The following is a 17,242-nucleotide window of genomic DNA, read 5'->3' on the forward strand; positions in this document are numbered from 1 at the left end:
AAACACTCAGCCCTCGGCTGGAAATCACCCGTGGCCTTCGAACAGAGGGCCGCCTAACATGAGCACCTGACCGGAACAGAACCGGTGCAGGTCCAGATGGCGGCGTGGTGCCAACGCTCGTCGATGTCAAGAAAGACGGTAATACCGGCTATCGCTCCATCGTCGTGACCCGTTGTGACAGCGGAATCAAGAGCCTCGACGACGCCAAGGGCAAAGTGCACGCCTTTGCCGACCCGGATTCGACCTCGGGTTTTGCCGTGCCTTACTTCAACATGAAGGAAAAGCTGGGCATCGACCCGGCCTCCTATTTTGCTGCAATCCCCTTTGGCGGCAGCCACGAGGCCGACGTTCAGGGCGTGGTCAACGGCACCTTCGACACCGCCTCGACCTACCAGGACAATGACGTGAACGGCGTGTACCAGCGCATGGAGCGCAAGGGCATGATCGAGCCCGGCGTGATCTGCAAAATCTGGGAAAGCCCGGAAATCACCTCGGGCCCGTGGACCTTCCGCAACGACCTGCCAGCCGAGATGATCGAGGACGTCACCGCCGCGATCGAGCAATTCCCGGCCGCCGATCCCGAGGGGTACAAGCTCTACAGTTCGTTCGATCCGGCCGACGAGAACCCCGAAGTGGGCTTCATCCGCGTCGATCACGACCGCTACCAGTGGATCGTCGACATGCGCGCCTGGATCAAGGAACAGCGCCGCGGCGGCTAAGCCCCGGCTGCCGATACCACCCAAGGGCGCGCGGCGGCCGCTGCGCGCCCTTCTCATGACCTTCAGCCCGGGGCAGCGCCGATGACCGCGACCGCCGAGTGCACCGCCAACCCGCCCGATATGGACGAGAGCGCCATCGCCGCCTTCGAGCGCGACTACACGGCCCTGCGTCGGCGTGCCCGGATCGGCTGGGCGGCGGGCGCCACGCTGTTCTTCGTGGTGTTCATGCTGACCGCGTTGCTGGGCGATTTCTTCAAGGTCACGCAGGTGACCAGTCTGGACGGCTCGCGCGAATGGCGCTGGATCATCCCCGCCGGCATCCCGCGGCTGGGCGAGTATATCGAGAAGACGATCCCCGTGTTGCGCTGGGAAAGCCTCGGCGCCGATGTCGCCGAATGGTTCTGGCGCTGGAAGATCTGGCTGGGACTGCTGGCCGAAACAATCCTGATCGCCTTCATGGCGACCACGCTCGGCGTCTTCGGCGGCTTCCTGCTGTCCTTCCCGGCGGCGCGCAACCTCGCGCCACGCCCCTGGATCCTCTTTGTCAGCCGCCGGTTTCTGGAAATCGCGCGCACGGTCCCCGATCTGGTCTGGGCGCTCATCTTCGTGTTCTGCTTCTCGGTCGGGCCGATGGCGGGCGTGCTGGCGATCGGGCTGCATGCGACCGGCGCGCTGGGCAAGCTCTATTCCGAGGTCAACGAGAATATCGACATGGGACCGCTGGAGGGCGTCAAGGCCGCGGGCGGGACGTGGTTCGACCAGATCCGCTATGGCGCGATCCCACAAGTGCTGCCCAACATCATCAGCTACACATTGCTTCGGTTCGAGATCAACGTGCGGTCGTCCTCGATCATCGGCTATGTCGGCGCGGGCGGGCTGGGCCAGGAATTCCGCACGGCGATGAGCTTTCAGGAGTATACCGACCTCTCGGCGCTGTTCCTGATCATCCTGATGACCGTGATCGTCATCGACTACAGCTCCGAACGCTTGCGTCACGCCATTATCGGGATGGAGGCCCGCCCATGAGCATCACGGAAACCGAGATCGCCGCGGCCCGCGGTCGCCTGCCGCGCGCCTTCCGCGCGCCGCTGGCCGAGCGGGTGCGCCGGTGGGCGCTTTGGGGGCTCTTCGCCGGCCTGATCGTCTATTGCCTGATCGATTTCAACTTCGCGCCGGGGCGCATCTGGACCGGGCTGGGCCGCCTTGGCAACGTGCTGGCCTTCATGTTCCCGCCCTATGTCTGGAAAAGCTGGGCCGAGTTCGGCGAGATCGCCAAGGGACTGGGCGAAACCCTGTCGATGGCGTTTCTCGGCACCGTTCTCGGGGCGCTGATCGCCTTTCCGCTGTCCTTCTTCGGGGCGGCGAACATCAACCGCCTCCTGCCCTTCCGGCTGGGTGTCCGGCGCGGCTACGACATCATCCGCGCCTTCGAGACGCTGATCCTCGCGCTGATCTTCATCCGCGCCTTCGGGCTGGGGCCGCTGGCAGGGATCCTTGCCATCACGGTCAGCGAGATCGGCACCTGCACCAAGCTTTTCTCGGAGGCGATCGAGAACACCTCGGAAAAGCCGATCGAGGGGGTCAAGGCCGCGGGCGGTTCGCGACTGCAGCAGATCCGCTACGGCCTGCTGCCGCAGGTCAACCCGGTGATCCTGTCGATCGTGCTTTACAACTTCGAGTCCAATGTCCGTTCGGGCACTATCCTCGGCATCGTGGGCGCCGGGGGGATCGGGTTCCTGCTGTCGGACCGGATCAGCGCCTATCGCTGGGACGAGGCATGGTCGATCATCTTCCTCATCATCGCGATGGTCTACATCATCGACTGGCTGTCGGCGCGACTGCGCGGCAGGTTCATCGGAACTTGGGACAGCGCGCGGTGAGACTCATCCTGTCCGTCACGACACCCGCCAAGCCGGGCCTCAAGCCCCCGAATCCGACTTTACCAAGAGGGCTACTCTAAATGAGCAAGCGCCTTTCCGAAACACCGACCGTCCACGACACCGCGACCGTGATCGACTGCACACTGGGCAAATGGACGGAAATCTATGCCCATGTGACGATGCGCGAGGTGGATTTCGGCGATTATTCCTACATCACAAAACACGGCAACGTCATCTGGTCGACCATCGGCAAATTCTGCTCCATCGCCGAAGGGGCGCGGATCAACCCCGGCAACCATGCCACCTGGCGCGCCGCCCAGCATCATTTCACCTATCGCGCCGCGCAATACGATCTGGGCGTGGACGATGGCAGCTTCTTCCAGTGGCGGCGCGATCACTGGGTGACGATCGGCCATGACGTCTGGATCGGCCATGGGGTCACCATCTTGCCGGGCGTTACGATCGGAAACGGCGCGGTAGTCGGCGCGGGGGCCGTGGTATCGAAAGACGTAGACCCCTACACCATCGTCGGCGGCGTTCCCGCGCGGCCGATCAAGCGCCGCTTTTCCCCAACCGAGGCCGAAGCGCTGATGACCATCGCGTGGTGGGACTGGAGCCATGCCGAGTTGCGCGCCAGACTGCCAGACATCCGGACCCTCGCCATCGCTGCGTTCATCGAGAAATATGGAGCTTGCCAGACTTAGGCGTTCTTGGGTCACCCGCTTGCCGACTGCCCGTCACCAGATGATCCGGACCACGCGGGCCTGACGGTGATCGGAGGTGACCTGCCTGCAGCGACAATCCTCGGCAGGATGTCCCGGATCGGTCCGGAATTCGCAGGGTGAGGCATATCCCGCACCGGTGTGGTTGCGCCCGGGAGGGCGCAACCGTCTTCGGTTCACTTCATGCCAAGCTGCATGCGCAGCGTGTCGGCCAGGTCCGAGATCGTTGCTTCGACCGCGGCGCCTTCGGTCAGTTCGACCAGAGCGGCGGCGATGAGATCAGTCACGGCCACGCCCTCGGCGCCGGGATAGGCATACCAGGGACCGGCATGGGCGGCGACCTGCGCGTGGCCCACCTTGGCGTTGGGGTTCGCCGCGTAATAGGCGCCGAGATAGCTCTCATCGTCCAGCACGATCTTGTTGGCCGGGGCATAGCCGGTGGTCTCCACGATCACCTTCTGGCCCTCGGGGCCGGTCACGAAGGTCATGTACTCCCAAGCGGCAGCCTGTTTTTCCGCGTCGTCGGTCAGCATCACGATGGCCGACCCGCCCGTGGGGAAGTAGACGTTTTCTTCGGCCACGACCGGCGTTCCGAACACGGCGAGTTCGAAATTGCCCGCGGACCCTTCCTCGAACCGCTTCAGAAGCGAAGAGCTTTCGAAGAACAGGCCAAGCGTTCCCGCCGGGAAGGCCTGGCGCGCGTCATTTTCCGACATCGACGACATCCCGGCATCTTCGGCGAACCGTTTGTAAAGGCCCGCGGCGGTCATGCCCGCTTCGCTGTCGAAGGTGATGTCGCTTTCGTCCTCGGTCATCGGACGGCCGCCATGGGCGCCCAGCAGGGACTGGAAGCGCCAGTCATGCCGGCCGATCCAGACGCCTTCGACAGTGTCGCCCAGCGCGTCGATCTTGGCGGCAAGCTCGATGATCCCGTCGAAGTCCTTCGGGAAATCGTCCATCGACCCACCGGCCTGTTCGACAAGGTCGGGGTTGACGTAAAGCACCATGGTCGAGGCCGAGGTGCCAAGCGCCCATTGGTGCCCTTCGTACTGGCCCAGCGAGAGCAGCGCCGGGGTATAGCCCGCTGCCATCGGATCGGCGGGCAAAAAGTCGTCGAGCGGCTGCAGGACGCCGCGGTCCTCCAGCACGCGCCAGAGGTTGAGGCCCACATAGGCAACGTCGGGCGCGGTGCCGGCGATCCCCTCGCGCAGGACGCGCTGCACGCCGTCCTCGTAGCCTTCGGCAGGACCGTCGAGGGTGATCTTGATGTCCGGGTGCGTTGCCATGAACGCCTCGGCCAATGCTTCCTGGGTCTCGGCCCAGATGGTCGGAATGGCGTAGTGGACACGGATTTCGGTCTCGGCCGCAGCCGCGCTGGCGGCGAGGACGACCCCGGCAGAAAGAAGAAGGTGTTTCATGATGTTCCCTTGGTTCGGTGCTAAGGACATTCGGCCTTAACGGCCTTTGATTGCTGCTCGAATCTCGTTCACTTCTTCAGTCCCGTATTCGCCAGACCCTGGGTGAAGCGCTTCTGTGCCAGGAGAAACCCGAGGATCAGCGGGACCGTGATCAGCGTGGCGCCGGCCATCAGCGGACCGACATCGTCGCCGCTTTCCTGATCGCGGAAGAACAGGATCCCGCGCGGCGGGGTCGCAAGACCGGGATCGGTGGTGGCGATCAACGGCCAGAACAGATCGTTCCAATGCGCCGTGACGGAGAAGATGGCGAAGGCTATCACGGTGGGCATGCCCAGCGGGAACGCGATGCGCCATGCAATGCCCATCTCGCTCATGCCATCCACGCGCGCGGCGTCGATCAACTCGGCGGGGATCTGCGAGAAGGCCTGTCGCAGCAGGAACAGCCCGAAGGCTGAGGCCATGAAGGGCAGAATGAGCGCTGCGTAGGTATCGAGAAGCCTGAGTTGCGCAAAGCCGAGAAATATCGGGATGGCGGTGACGTGGAAAGGCACCAGCAGCGCCGCCACGACCGCACCGAACATCAGCCTGCGACCGGGGAAACGACGATGCGCCATGGCATAGGCCGCGGGTACGGTGACGGCCAATTGCAGCACAAGGATGCTGCCGGTGACGATCGCCCCGTTCAGCAGGTAACGCGGAATGTCGGTCTCGGTCAGCGCGGTCCAGTAATTGGCGAGCGTCGGACGCGTGGGCAGAAGCGCAACCTCTGTCGTGAAGATCTCGGCATGCGGCTTCAGCGAAACCGACACCAGCCAGACGAAGGGCAAGAGCACCATCACCGCCCCTAGGGCGATCAGCCCCAGCGATATGACCGCGCCCAACCTCACCGGTAATGCACCCGGCGTTCGACCAGCATGATCTGCAATGCGGTCAGCAAGAGGAGCGCTAAGAAGAAGACCACGGTGATCGCGCTGGCGTAACCGGCCTTGAAGTAGACGAAACCTTCGCGATAGAGCGCATAGACAATGGTATCCGACGCAAATGCGGGCCCGCCCTTTGTCATGGTGGCAACGGTTTCGAACACGCGGAAGGCGTTGACGGCGGTGACGATCACCACGAACAGTGTCGTTGGCCCGAGCATCGGCCATGTGACGGTCCAGAACCGCGACCACCCTCGATCTGCCCCGTCCACTGCTGCGGCATCGTAAAGAGCGGTCGGTATGGTGGCGAGACCGGCAAGGAACAGCACCATGTTGTAGCCGACGCTTTGCCATATCCCGATGGCGGCGAGCGTATAGAGCACCAGCCCCCGGTCGCTCAGCCATTGCTGCGGCGCCAGTCCAAGCACCGACATCCACGTGTTGATCAAACCGAGCGACGGATGCAGCAGCATCTGCCAGGACACCGCCATCGCGACCAGCGTTGCGGCCACGGGCAGGAAATAGACGGTGCGCAGGACCGCGGACAAGCGGGGCAGGATGTCCGTCAGCCGGTGCAGCCCCATGGCCACCAACAGCCCGAGCCCGACAGAGGCCGGGATCACGATACCGGCATAGACCACCGTGTTCAGAAGCGCATTGCGCCCCTGGCGCGAGCCGAACAGGGTGGCGAAATTCTCGATGCCGATCCAGTTCGCAGACCGGGCCCCGACCTGGTAGTCGGTGAAGGCCAGGACGAAGACCACCGCGACCGGCAAGAAGATGAACAAGATCACCACAAGCGCCGCAGGACCGGCAAGCACCAGGTCGGTGAGCGCACGGTTCCTCATGCCGGGATGTCCTCGCGCCGGCCGTCCGCCCCGAAGCCGTGAAGCGCCGCAGGGTTGGCGGCAAGGCGCACGGTATCGCCCGGGTTCGGCAGTGTCTCGCCCCCCCTCAGAACGATCCGAAGGGCGGTGCCGGCGTCATCGCGCAACTTCAGGATCGTTTCTTCGCCGTGAAAGGCGCGGCTCTCGACGGTAGCAGCCAACGCGCCTTCGGGGGAAAGGCGCAAGTCCTCGGGGCGGATTCCGATCCACAGGCGGGTGCCGGCGGGATGCAGCCGCCCGGCGGGCCCGGGCGGCAAGAGATTGATGCGGTGATGCCCGATGAACTCTGCTACCGCGATGCTTTGCGGGCGGTGGAAGATCTCCTTCGGCGATCCGACCTGCACGATCTCGCCGGCGATCATTACCGCGATCCGGTCGGCCATGGACAGCGCGTCGGACTGATCGTGAGTGACCAGAAGGAACGGATAACCCGTGCGCCGGTGCAACGCGCGGATCTCGTCCCTTGTGTCGGCGCGAAGCTGGGTGTCGAGATTTGAAAGAGGCTCGTCCAGAAGAAACGCGGAAGGTTCGCGCACAAGCGCGCGTGCAAGCGCTACCCGCTGCTGCTGCCCGCCGGAAAGCTGGCCGGGCTTGCGGGCCAGCAGGTCGCCCAGCCGCAGCATCTCGGCCACTTGGGAAACCTGCGCCTTGATCTGAGCCTGCCTTTTGCGCACGACCGGGCTGACCAGCGCCGTACCCGGCAGGCGCTGGACGGCGGACAGCCCGCGCATGCGCAACGGCAAGGCAATGTTCTGGAAGACCGTCAAATGCGGGTAAAGCGCATAGGACTGGAACATCAACGCGATATTGCGTGCAGCCGCGCTATCGCGGGTGACGTCGCGCCCGTTCAGCAGGACCCGTCCCGCGCTTGGTGCCTCCAGTCCGGCCAGCAGGCGCAACGTGGTCGACTTGCCGCAGCCCGACGCGCCAAGGAGCGCCATGAATTCCCCGTCATGGAGCGTGAGCGAGACGTTGCGCACGGCCTCGGTCGTCCCGAACCTCTTGGTCACCCCGTCAAGCGAAAGGCGCGCCGTCATGCAAGCACCGTGTGGAGTTCATACATCGCTCTGCCAGTCCCGGACCGGAGCAGCGGCGATCAAAGCCTCAAGTGTTCGCGAGACGGCCGCGTCGGGGGTGGCGACATGGCTCACGCCGGCCACATCGGGCGCGCCTACCAGCCCGATCACGGTCTTCGAGAAATGCAGTCCGTAGGCGACCTCGCTCAGCGTGCCATACGACCCGCCGATGGCGATCAGGACCCGGGCTGACTTGGCGATCACCATGTTGCGGGCCTCGCCCAGTCCAGTGGGAAGCGGGACGCTGACAAAAGGGTTCGCATCCGCGGGCTCATTGCCCGGCAGGATGCCGATCATCAGGCCCCCGGCCTCGGCGCAGCCTTTGGACACGGCCTCCATGACGCCGGTCTTGCCGCCGCAGATCAGCGTCAGCCCGAGGCGGCCCAGATCATGGCCGATGCGTTCTGCGGCGCAGATCTGCGCCGCACTCGCTTCACGCGGCCCGATGACCCCGATAACCAGATGGCGAAGGGATGCGCGCTGGGCCAAGAAGCCGAAGGCCTCACACACGGTTACCTCTGACCCGCATGCCGGTTCAGGTATGCGATGGCGGCACCACCGGGTTGCGTCGAGGATCGTGTCGCCAACGCGGATCGTGCCGTCGTCCTGTCTCACAAGCTTCACGTTCATTGAAACCGTGCATGGTGCGTGTAAAATAGCTTACAAATGTCAGTTAATTTACACGGTTTTATGACACTGCAACCCGCGAAGACCCCGCTCAGCGAACGCCAGGCCAGTATTCTCTCGAAGGTCACCGAGAACGGTTACGTCACGATAGAGGCCCTCGCGGCCCAGTTCGGCGTCTCGGCACAAACGGTCCGGCGCGACATCATCGCCCTGTCGAGTGCGGGCCACCTGCAACGGTTTCATGGTGGCGCAGGCCCGGTCGCCGCGACCGAGGCAGCCCGTCTCGACTACCCGGCCAAGAAGGCGATCGGCCGCCCGGAAAAGGCTGCGGTCGGCTCCAAGGCCGCCGCGATGATCCCGGATGGCGCGACGGTCTATCTGGACGTGGGCACCACCGTCGAAGCCTGCGCGGTGGCGCTGTCACGCCGGCCGGGTTTCACGATCCTGACAAACTCGATGCCCGCGGCAATGATGTTCGATCCGGCTGAGCACCGGGTCTTCGTTCTCGGCAACCGGATGGCCGGCCGGGACGGCTCCCTGGTCGGAGAAGACAGCACTCGGATTTTGGGCAAGGTGACCCTCGACGTCGCGATGATCGCTTGCTCCGCCATCGAAGATACCGGCCGTGTCATGGATTTCGACATCGAAAAGATCGCGATCAAGCGCGCGGCCATGGACGTCGCAAAAAGTAGCTGCTTGCTCGCCACCCTGAGCAAATTCAACAGAACAGCACTCGCCACCATTGCACGGATCGAGCAGTTCGACGACATCGTCACCGAGGCGGACTGAACACGCCCGGCGGTCGTCAACCGATACGCGCGGCGGTGCCTGATCGACTGGGCTATACTGCCCAACGCGTCAGAGGCATTTGGCTTGAGTGTTGGGCGGGGTGGCCGGCCTGATGGCGCCTCCGGCTTGCAGGTCCTCTTCCGCACAATCGGCGAGCGCTTGCAAGTGGCGAACAGGGCGGGGAAAAGGACGCAGTGGCCCCGACGCGCGGCTCCGAATATCTATTTGCGAAGGGCATGACGCTGGGCAACCCAGGATGGCAGCACCCGTCGCAGCGTTTCGCCTTCGGCGCCCTTTGCGGCCCGCGCGATGTCTTGCAGGACGCGCTTGTCATCAGCAGCCAGCGACCTTGCGGGCCAGTAGCGCCGGGTTACCGTCAGAAGCGCGTCGAACCCCGTGGCCCAGTGTCTCAGCCCATCCGCATCGAACGTGGCCAGCGCGCGAATGGTGGTCTCCGGGTCGCCCGCATCTTCGTCGAGGGCATTGGCCTGAAACACCACGAACCCCATGAGGCGGTCGAGCGCGCCCGCGCCCGGAAACTCGATCCCGCCGAGCAGCCCGCCCAGCCAGTCCTGCGGCGACGGCTCCTGCGGGGTGATGGCCAGTGCGGTGAGATAGCCATGCAGATAGGCGTCGGTGATCCCGGCCTGCGCAAGGAGCGCGGCGATCTCATCCGCCGGATCAGCCCCATCGATCGGGGCGACCGCATCATCGCGGGCCGCATCCGCCTCCAGCGTCATCGCCATGATCCCGGTCATGATCGGGATGCGTTTCAGGGACCGCCCCTCGAGCAGCGCCTGCGCCACCGCGGCAAAGGATAGCCAGAGCGCGGGATCCACCCCGGCTGCGGATTTCAGCGTCGCGGCGCAGACCGCGAACTGCCGCGCCCACCACGCGCGCCGGGTCGAGAGATGCTTCCAGACGGCGGTCTCACGCCCCTTGTCCGTCCGGGCCCGGGCGATTGCGGCGCGCAATGCGCCGGTGTCCTCGAACCAGCTGTCCGCCTGTTCGAAACGGTCGGCCCAGTCCGCGCTGGCCTTCAGGAGCGCGGTGCGGCGTGTCCCCGAAAGATCGGCGAGCACCCCCGCCGCGCCGATGGCCTCGAGAATGGCCTCGGCATCCCCTACAGCAGGGCTCAGCGCGTCGGGCCCGAGGATTTCGGCAAGATCGACAATCCCCGGTGCCGGCATGCGCCCCGACGCCAGCCCTTCGCCCAGACCGCGCGCCAGCGCCCCGGCCAGCATGTCGGGCGAGATGTCGAAGGTCTCGATCTCGTCCAGGATACGAACGAAGGTTTGCTTCTGCTCTGTCGCGCTGGTGCAGGGGATGACGAACGTGTCCTTCACGCCGTGACCCTGCTTCAGCATCATCATCGCAACGCCGCGGCGGCTGCCGGTCTGGAGGGCGGCGACCAGGCTTTGGGCCCCGGCCCCGTCGGGCAGGCTGGCGGCGGCGCGGTGGAGGGTTGAGGCCGGCGCTGCAGCCGGTGGTCCGCCGCGCCGCATCTGCCGCCGGATCGCCCCGTCAAGGGCGGCGCGCGCAGCATCATCGGGCAGCCACTTGCGCAGCGTGGGCAGTAGCGCGCCAAGTTCGGGGGCCAGTGTCCCTGCCTCAGCACGGGACAACAGCGCCGTCGCCGCGGCGAGGCGCAGGTCGGGGTTCGGATCGAGAAGCCAGTAAAGACCCAGCCGCGCCTCCACCTTTCCGGGCCGTCCGACCGTCATCGAGATCAGCACCCCGGCCAATTCCGGCGGCAGCCCCGCCAGAAGTTCACTGAAAGCGGCATGAACCTGCAGCGGGGCGTCGTCCATCTCCTCCAGGATCGGGTCCAGCAATGCACCGAGGTCGGGCATGTCCCCGGACGGCGCCTCGGACTTTGCCATGATATCGGCGGTCAGCCGGGCAAAAGGCGGCGCTGCGAGGCCCGCGCGGGCATGGGTCTGGGCCAGGCGCAGACGCTGGGCCGGTTCGAGAGGCCGGTCGGCCTCCCAGCCCGTGACCGCCCTGGCAACGGCATCGAGCAGCGCACCTCCCTCAGGCGCATCGTTCTCTGCGGCCATGCGCGCCTCGTCGAGCGCACTGGCCAGAAGCGACGCGGCCGCCTTCCCGCTCGCCTCATCCGCAGGGTCGAGCACGACAGCGACAATCCCCGCGATGCCGGTGGGATCGCGCAAAAGGTCTCGGGCGCCGTCCCGCAACAGGCGCGCGTGCACCGCGTCCTCCGACGCAGCGCCGACAGCCTGGATCAGGGAGAGTGGGTCAACGGGCATGCCGGGATCGTTACGCCAGCAGGCAGATTCTGGCAACAGGATCGGTGCGCCCGGGCGCAGCGCGTCACGCGCAGCGCCTCCCCGGTGCAAACCGCTCCGTTCCGAGCGAATCAAAGCCGCAGTGATCCGGCTCCCGCGCCTATGGTCGGTGCGTCTGTTGGATTTCGCGTCCGCTCACCAAAGAGGTTCACTCAAGTCCACTGTCGTCCTACTCTTTCACCATGGTGGATGACGACCGTTTTGAAAAACTGGTGCGCCGGGCCGAGGAACAGCTTCGGGAGCAGTTTGCGGTTTACGATGAGATCCGAAACGGCCTTGGATTTGCTGCAAGAGACGAGCAGGTTGCCCAGCATATTACAGAGCTGCAGGCGGCGCGCGCGGCAAGTAGGGTGGCGGCAAAAGGGTTCGCGCACCAGCAGATGCCTCTTGTTGAGTTTGGGCTCCTGGTCGCCTTCAATAATGGGCTTTCTCCAGAGGCCGAACAGACACCATCAAAGGACCCCTACATCGCGCTGCTGCGTGATTTTCTCGAGCAAGCGCCGAGCGATGCGACTGTATTTGATGCGCTTTCGTTGCACGCATCGGAATATGTTTCGGACGGGATAGCCATGCCCAATGAAATCCGCCGGTTCATCGCCGCGCGCCTGAGGGGGCACCTGAAACGCCCTTCCGAGAAAGGCGCCCCTCGGAACGCGAGGCTAATACACGCCTTGATCTACCCGTTGATCATCGAGCTGGTCGAACAGCACGATCTGAAGCCGACACACAACGAAGCGGAAGAGAACGGCACCAGCGCCTGCGCTGTCATTTCCAAGGCCATGAAAAATCTTGGATTGCTGCCCCAGAGTTACGAGGCGATCAAGCGCCTCTATCTCAAGGAAAACGCCATTCAGGGCGATGGGTTTTGAACGAAGGCCCTCTGCGCATCGACGCGCTTTCCCGCGGCTTGAACACCCCCCTCTGATCTTGCCGCAATGCGCACCCGAGGCGCCCATGTGGGTCAATTAATCTGCCGATTAATCGCCCCACGACCGATCTCAAGATATCCCCCATGGTCCTTCAAGAACCATCAAGGTCGAGAGAGGCACGGTCATGGATGAAGAAATTTGGAGATTGCCGCGGGTCATCAAAGCCGTCGGCATGGGCCGCAGCTGGATCTACCAGGCCGTGGCCGAGGGACAGTTCCCGGCGCCGCTCCGCCTGGGCAAGCGGGCCGTGGGATGGCGACGAAGCGATGTCCTGACCTGGCTTGAGAGCCGCGTGGACAAGGCTCGGCAAGATCCGCCCCACGAAGCCCGAGACCATGGAATTCGTCATTCCTGAAAGGACCTCGAGATGAGCGAAGCGAAGCACCTCACCGCTGCGCTGGGCGGGCATTGGTATGGCCAGTACGGAACTGCGCCTTGTCCGGTCTGTCAAAGCGAAGGCCGCAGCGACCAGACTGCCTTGACCCTGCGAGACGGCCGCCGGAGCCTCCTGCTCCACTGCAAGAAATCCGGATGCCGTTTCGCCGATATTCTCAGAGCTGCAGGCTGTCCCACCACGCGACGCGAGCATTCCCAAGGGGATCACCGCAAGGCAGGCAGGCGCACAGATTCGCGGACCGGGTACCATGCGCGAAACCTCTGGGCGGCGTCAGAACCGATCGAAGGCTCCCCTGCGGAAACATACCTGCGCCAGATCCGGAAGGTGGATCTGCCTTCCGCGGGGACGCTCAGGTACAACCCGGTTACCTGGCACGGTCCGACCCGCCAGTCCCTGCCGGCCATGATTGCGCTAATCGATCATGCGGACGGCATTGCCGTTTCACGGACCTATCTCAGAGCGAACGGGTCGGGAAAGGCCGACCTCCCCCGGCAAACGCAGAAGCTGATGCTGGGGGCCGCGGCCGGGGGACATGTCACATTGATGACCGGTGCCGGTCCGCTCGTTGTCGCCGAGGGTATCGAAACGGCGCTTTCGGTTCCGCGGGTCTTTCCGGGTCGCCCGATTACCCTCTGGGCAGCGCTCTCGGCGTCCAACATGCGCAACCTGGCCCTTCCGGCGCTGCCAGGCCATCTGGTGATTGCCACGGATGGCGAGCCCGCCGGACGGGCAGCGGGCGAGGCGCTTCGGTCCCGGGCCCGGAGCCTCGGTTGGGTCGTAGAAATCAGGTCGGCCCCCGATGGTCAGGACTGGAATGACGTGTGGATCGAATGCGCGGGCGCAACCGGCGCTGTCGGCAGACCGCGGCAGCCGAAACGCCGCGACGGAAACGGAAATCAAAGAGCATGACGAAAGGGCATGATCATGGCTTACAAGACGACAACCTGGGCCTTGGCGCAGCGGGATCTGAAGCCCGCCACGAAACTCGTCCTCGTCCACCTGGCGAATTACCAGAACAAGACAACCGGGCAATGCAACCCGAGTCAGAAGACCCTGGCCCGAGACTGCGGGCAGACTGTGTCCTCGATCAACCGCCATCTCTCGGTTCTCGAACGCCGGGGGCTAATCGAGCGCCTTCGCCAGTTTGACGCGAGGACCGGCGCCGCGCGGGCCACCCAATACCGCTTTCCGAAGGCCCCATGCTGACGATCCGCAGAGGAGCGTTCGAGAACTGATCCGCATTTGCCCCCTACCAGAGCCGGCAAGAGCCCCATCCGAGCGGCTCCACACGGCCTCTCGCGCGGATCGGAGAGAAATCAGGAAGAGAACCGGGAAGAGAACCATGGCCGCCGAGAAAAGAAAAAAAGAGGACCAATTGCGAGCTGCGTCTTCGGGAGCGCCGGCACGTTCTGGTCGGTCGAGAGGGAGTGCGCTTTTCAGGAAGCGGGGCAAGCTTCCGAAAACTGGGCACACACTCTCGAGCCAGCGCGCTTTTTTTCTTTTCGGAAAAAATGCTCTGACGCCTGAGCTATCCGGCGGAGGGGCCGTTTCGGGTCCTTCCGGGGCCTTTTCGTATGCGGGGGGCGTTGGCGCGCGAACCCGCCAGTCAGAGGGGAAAAATCGGGGTTCGCGGGTTCGCACCCGGGTTCGCACCCCGGTGCGCAGGGGCATTCCAGTTCTGATGGGACGGCTGGTCCGCGTGGGCGGAGGGCACTGTTCCGTCCTGCCCTTTGCCCGCGACCTTGGTTCCGTCCTGTTCCGCGCGGCGCTTTGGCCGAGATGGAACCACGTCGTAGCGGCGCCGCCATCGGGTGCACACGGCCTCACGGCCGGTGTTCTGGCCAGAGGTCCAGCGCGATGAAACGGCCGAACCCTCTCTCCGCAGAGATGCTGTCGCCCCGTGAACGGCGACAGGAGCTTTGCGCATTGCTGGCGCTGGGCCTGGTGCGGCTGGTCGAGAGGCGCGGCAGGACGGAGACACTTCCGGCGGAAAGAGAAAGGCCGACTACACATCGCGCCCGGACAGAGCGGCAATGGCACGACCGGAATGGAGGACCACATGCCCGACCCTGACAGCATCCCCGCGCGCCTGGCCGCGCTGAAGACCACGCCGACGCCCGACCTGAAGCAACTGTGGCGCGATCTGTTCGACAACGAGCCGCCGCCGTTCAATCGGCGATATCTCGAGAGCCGGCTCGCCTACCGCATCCAGGAGCTGGCCTATGGCGGGCTGAAGCCCGAAACGGTCCGGCGGCTGGAACGGCTGGGCGAGGAACTCGACGGCGGTGACAGGAAAAAGAGCCGCGTCCGCGCCGACACCATGCCCATCGCCGGCACCCGGCTGATCCGCGAGTGGCAGGGTTTGGAGCATGTCGTCACGGTCACTGCGGACGGGTTCGAGTGGCAGGGCCGACCCTACAAGTCGCTCTCCGCCATCGCTCGCGCCATCACCGGCACGCGCTGGAATGGCTGGGTGTTCTTCGGGCTCAAGAACCGGAGGGCGCGGACATGACCAAGCCGATCGTCCGAAAGCTGCGGTGCGCCGTTTACACCCGCAAATCCTCCGAGGAAGGGCTGGAGCAGGAGTTCAACTCGCTCCACGCCCAGCGTGAGGCCTGCGAGGCGTACATCGCCAGCCAGCGATCCGAGGGATGGGTGCTGGTCCGCGATCAGTATGACGACGGCGGGATTTCCGGCGGCACGCTGGAACGGCCCGGACTGAAGCGGCTGCTGGAGGACATCGAGGACGGGCTGGTCGACGTGGTCGTGGTCTACAAGATCGACCGCCTCAGCCGTTCGCTGGCCGATTTCGCAAAGCTGGTCGAGGTTTTCGACCTCAACGGCGTGACGTTCGTCTCCGTCACCCAGTCGTTCAACACGACCACCTCCATGGGGCGGCTGACGCTGAATATCCTGCTCTCATTCGCCCAGTTCGAGCGCGAGGTCACCGCCGAGCGAATCCGCGACAAGGTCGCTGCCAGCCGCAAGAGGGGCCTGTGGATGGGCGGCGTGCCACCCTACGGCTACCGGGTCGAAAACCGGAAGCTGGTGGTCGACGATGACGCCGCCGAACACGTCCGCTGGATCTTCGCGCGCTTCCTCGAGATCGGCTCCGGCACCGAACTGGCGCGCGAGGTCGCGAAGCGCGGGATCCGCACGCCGCGGGGCAACCGGATCGATAAGAAGTACCTCTACCGGATGCTCAACAACCGCGCCTATATCGGTGAGGCGGTCCACAAGGGCGAAAGCTATCCCGGCGAGCACGACGCCATCATCGACCGCGAAACGTGGGACCGCGTCCACGCCATCCTGCAGGAAAGCCCGCGCAAGCGTGCAGCCCGAACCCGCGCCGATACGCCGGCGCTGCTGAAGGGGCTGCTGTTCGGCCCAGACGGCGCGGCCTTCTCCCCAACGCATACCCGCAAGGGCGACAGACTCTACCGTTACTATGTCAGCCAGATGGTGCTGAAGCACGGCGCCCAATCATGCCCAGTCGGCCGCGTGCCGGCAGGCGAGATCGAGGCCGCCGTCATCGACCAGCTCCGCGCCGTGTTCCGCCGGCCGGAGATCGTGGCAGGCACGTGGAAGGCAACGCGCGACCACGCCGACGACATCACTGAGGCCGATGCGCGCACGGCCCTGCAGCAGCTCGACCCGCTGTGGGACGAACTGTTCCCCGCGGAGCAGGCGCGCATCCTCGCGCTGCTTGTCGAGCGCGTGGACATCGGCACGGACGGGCTCAACGTCCGCCTCCGCGTCGACGGCCTCGGAGGGCTCGCGCGTGAGATGCTGTCTGGCGGCATCGGAGAAGCCGCATGACCCGCGGCACGCCGATCCCCGAGACCGTGACGCTTCACGTCCCGTTCCGCGTCGTGAAGCGCGGCGGGCGGAAGGAGATGCAGTTGCCGTACGGCGCGACACAACCGCGGCGGACCGACAACACGCTCGTCAAGGCGCTGGCCCGCGCGTTCCGTTGGAAGCGCATGCTGGAGTTGGGAGAATTCGCTACCATCGGCGAACTGGCCGAGCGTGAGGGGATCGCGCCCTCCTACATGACGCGCGTCCTGCGCCTCACGCTGCTCGCGCCGGACATCGTGGAGGCAATCCTGGACGGCAAGCAGAGGCCGGAAGTTACGCTGGCGCGGCTGCTGGAGCCGTTTCCGGCTGAATGGACAGGGCAGCCGGACCATATCGGGCGCGCCGGCTGAAGCTGTCATTCGAGCTATGCGCGGCGAACGGCTGCTACGAGCCTTCTTGGACCCTGACGTCGTGGGCAGCCTCCGCTATGTTGGGAAGGAACAGAACGTGCCTACGGCGAGAAGGGATGGCCGGTATCGGTCAGGCACTCACTACGCTACGGTCGGATAGCAATCAGCCGGTACCGCGGCCGTTGCGGGAGTTGTATGGAGGGCTAGTGATTGGTTACCGTGATGATCGGTCGTTCTTGACGAGGGTTCTTAGATGAAGACTTTCTGAGCTATGCGGGATTATGGGTGACGCGGCCTGATCAGGCGGCGCGGTTTTCGGTGGCGTTCTCGGCGACACCGTCGGTGAATGTGACGCCTTCGA

18 protein-coding genes are annotated in these 17,242 nt (G+C 64.9%); 12 read left to right on the plus strand and 6 right to left on the minus strand.

Annotated features, from left to right (window positions below):
* Window positions 1–107 precede the first annotated feature (107 nt).
* From phnD to EV663_RS14925, 4 genes are all read left to right on the plus strand, one after another.
* On the plus strand, window positions 108–719 hold the full coding sequence (phnD, locus tag EV663_RS14910) for a phosphate/phosphite/phosphonate ABC transporter substrate-binding protein (protein WP_243697986.1): 612 nt from the start codon (window positions 108–110) through the stop codon (window positions 717–719).
* Between the two features lie 81 nt (window positions 720–800).
* On the plus strand, window positions 801–1,745 hold the full coding sequence (gene phnE, locus EV663_RS14915; protein WP_132953248.1) for a phosphonate ABC transporter, permease protein PhnE: 945 nt from the start codon (window positions 801–803) through the stop codon (window positions 1,743–1,745).
* Complete coding sequence (gene phnE / locus EV663_RS14920) at window positions 1,742–2,599, plus strand: phosphonate ABC transporter, permease protein PhnE (protein WP_132953250.1); 858 nt, start codon at window positions 1,742–1,744, stop codon at window positions 2,597–2,599. The genes phnE (EV663_RS14915) and phnE (EV663_RS14920) overlap by 4 nt, the downstream gene beginning before the upstream one ends.
* Before the next feature lie 80 nt (window positions 2,600–2,679).
* Window positions 2,680–3,303, plus strand: coding sequence for a DapH/DapD/GlmU-related protein (locus tag EV663_RS14925; protein ID WP_132953252.1), 624 nt, complete (start codon window positions 2,680–2,682; stop codon window positions 3,301–3,303).
* Between the two features lie 194 nt (window positions 3,304–3,497).
* On the opposite strand, the gene EV663_RS14930 is transcribed toward EV663_RS14925, so the two are convergent.
* From EV663_RS14930 to EV663_RS14950, 5 genes are all read right to left on the minus strand, one after another.
* Window positions 3,498–4,739: an ABC transporter substrate-binding protein gene (locus EV663_RS14930; protein ID WP_165910217.1), complete on the minus strand. Its 1,242-nt coding sequence runs from the start codon at window positions 4,737–4,739 to the stop codon at window positions 3,498–3,500.
* Window positions 4,740–4,807: 68 nt separating this feature from the next.
* Complete coding sequence (locus EV663_RS14935; protein ID WP_243697987.1) at window positions 4,808–5,626, minus strand: carbohydrate ABC transporter permease; 819 nt, start codon at window positions 5,624–5,626, stop codon at window positions 4,808–4,810.
* Window positions 5,623–6,507, minus strand: coding sequence for a carbohydrate ABC transporter permease (locus EV663_RS14940; protein WP_132953256.1), 885 nt, complete (start codon window positions 6,505–6,507; stop codon window positions 5,623–5,625). Before EV663_RS14940 ends, EV663_RS14935 begins: the two co-directional genes overlap by 4 nt.
* Window positions 6,504–7,583 carry an ABC transporter ATP-binding protein gene (locus EV663_RS14945; protein WP_132953258.1) on the minus strand — a complete coding sequence of 360 codons (1,080 nt, stop codon included), beginning with the start codon at window positions 7,581–7,583 and terminating at the stop codon, window positions 6,504–6,506. Before EV663_RS14945 ends, EV663_RS14940 begins: the two co-directional genes overlap by 4 nt.
* An 18-nt stretch (window positions 7,584–7,601) precedes the next feature.
* Window positions 7,602–8,252, minus strand: coding sequence for a TIGR00725 family protein (locus tag EV663_RS14950; RefSeq protein WP_132953260.1), 651 nt, complete (start codon window positions 8,250–8,252; stop codon window positions 7,602–7,604).
* Window positions 8,253–8,312: 60 nt separating this feature from the next.
* On the opposite strand from EV663_RS14950, the gene EV663_RS14955 reads away from it, so the two are divergent.
* Window positions 8,313–9,038, plus strand: coding sequence for a DeoR/GlpR family DNA-binding transcription regulator (locus EV663_RS14955; protein ID WP_165910218.1), 726 nt, complete (start codon window positions 8,313–8,315; stop codon window positions 9,036–9,038).
* A gap of 221 nt (window positions 9,039–9,259) precedes the next feature.
* Here the strand turns inward: EV663_RS14955 and EV663_RS14960 are convergent, their stop codons facing one another.
* The gene (locus EV663_RS14960) at window positions 9,260–11,308 is read right to left on the minus strand and encodes a UPF0149 family protein (RefSeq protein WP_132953264.1); all 2,049 of its coding nucleotides are present in this window, start codon (window positions 11,306–11,308) and stop codon (window positions 9,260–9,262) included.
* 221 nt (window positions 11,309–11,529) lie between these two features.
* On the opposite strand from EV663_RS14960, the gene EV663_RS14965 reads away from it, so the two are divergent.
* The 7 genes from EV663_RS14965 to EV663_RS15000 all read left to right on the plus strand — a co-directional run bounded on the left by EV663_RS14965 (window position 11,530) and on the right by EV663_RS15000 (window position 16,881).
* A complete protein-coding gene (locus EV663_RS14965) occupies window positions 11,530–12,216 on the plus strand; it encodes a hypothetical protein (RefSeq protein ID WP_132953266.1) in 687 nt (228 codons plus the stop codon).
* A 184-nt stretch (window positions 12,217–12,400) separates the two neighbouring features.
* A complete protein-coding gene (locus EV663_RS14970; protein WP_132953268.1) occupies window positions 12,401–12,631 on the plus strand; it encodes a helix-turn-helix transcriptional regulator in 231 nt (76 codons plus the stop codon).
* Between the two features lie 12 nt (window positions 12,632–12,643).
* On the plus strand, window positions 12,644–13,582 hold the full coding sequence (locus EV663_RS14975; RefSeq protein WP_132953270.1) for a DUF7146 domain-containing protein: 939 nt from the start codon (window positions 12,644–12,646) through the stop codon (window positions 13,580–13,582).
* A 15-nt stretch (window positions 13,583–13,597) separates the two neighbouring features.
* The gene (locus EV663_RS14980; RefSeq protein ID WP_165910219.1) at window positions 13,598–13,879 is read left to right on the plus strand and encodes a helix-turn-helix domain-containing protein; all 282 of its coding nucleotides are present in this window, start codon (window positions 13,598–13,600) and stop codon (window positions 13,877–13,879) included.
* Window positions 13,880–14,732: 853 nt separating this feature from the next.
* Window positions 14,733–15,185, plus strand: a complete 453-nt coding sequence (locus tag EV663_RS14990) for a DUF2924 domain-containing protein (RefSeq protein WP_132953276.1) — start codon at window positions 14,733–14,735, stop codon at window positions 15,183–15,185.
* Window positions 15,182–16,492 carry a recombinase family protein gene (locus tag EV663_RS14995; RefSeq protein WP_132953278.1) on the plus strand — a complete coding sequence of 437 codons (1,311 nt, stop codon included), beginning with the start codon at window positions 15,182–15,184 and terminating at the stop codon, window positions 16,490–16,492. The genes EV663_RS14990 and EV663_RS14995 overlap by 4 nt, the downstream gene beginning before the upstream one ends.
* The gene (locus tag EV663_RS15000) at window positions 16,489–16,881 is read left to right on the plus strand and encodes a hypothetical protein (RefSeq protein ID WP_132953280.1); all 393 of its coding nucleotides are present in this window, start codon (window positions 16,489–16,491) and stop codon (window positions 16,879–16,881) included. The genes EV663_RS14995 and EV663_RS15000 overlap by 4 nt, the downstream gene beginning before the upstream one ends.
* The last annotated feature ends 361 nt before the right edge of the window (window positions 16,882–17,242 follow it).

It is taken from the genome of Rhodovulum bhavnagarense, assembly GCF_004343505.1.
GTDB lineage: Bacteria > Pseudomonadota > Alphaproteobacteria > Rhodobacterales > Rhodobacteraceae > Rhodovulum > Rhodovulum bhavnagarense.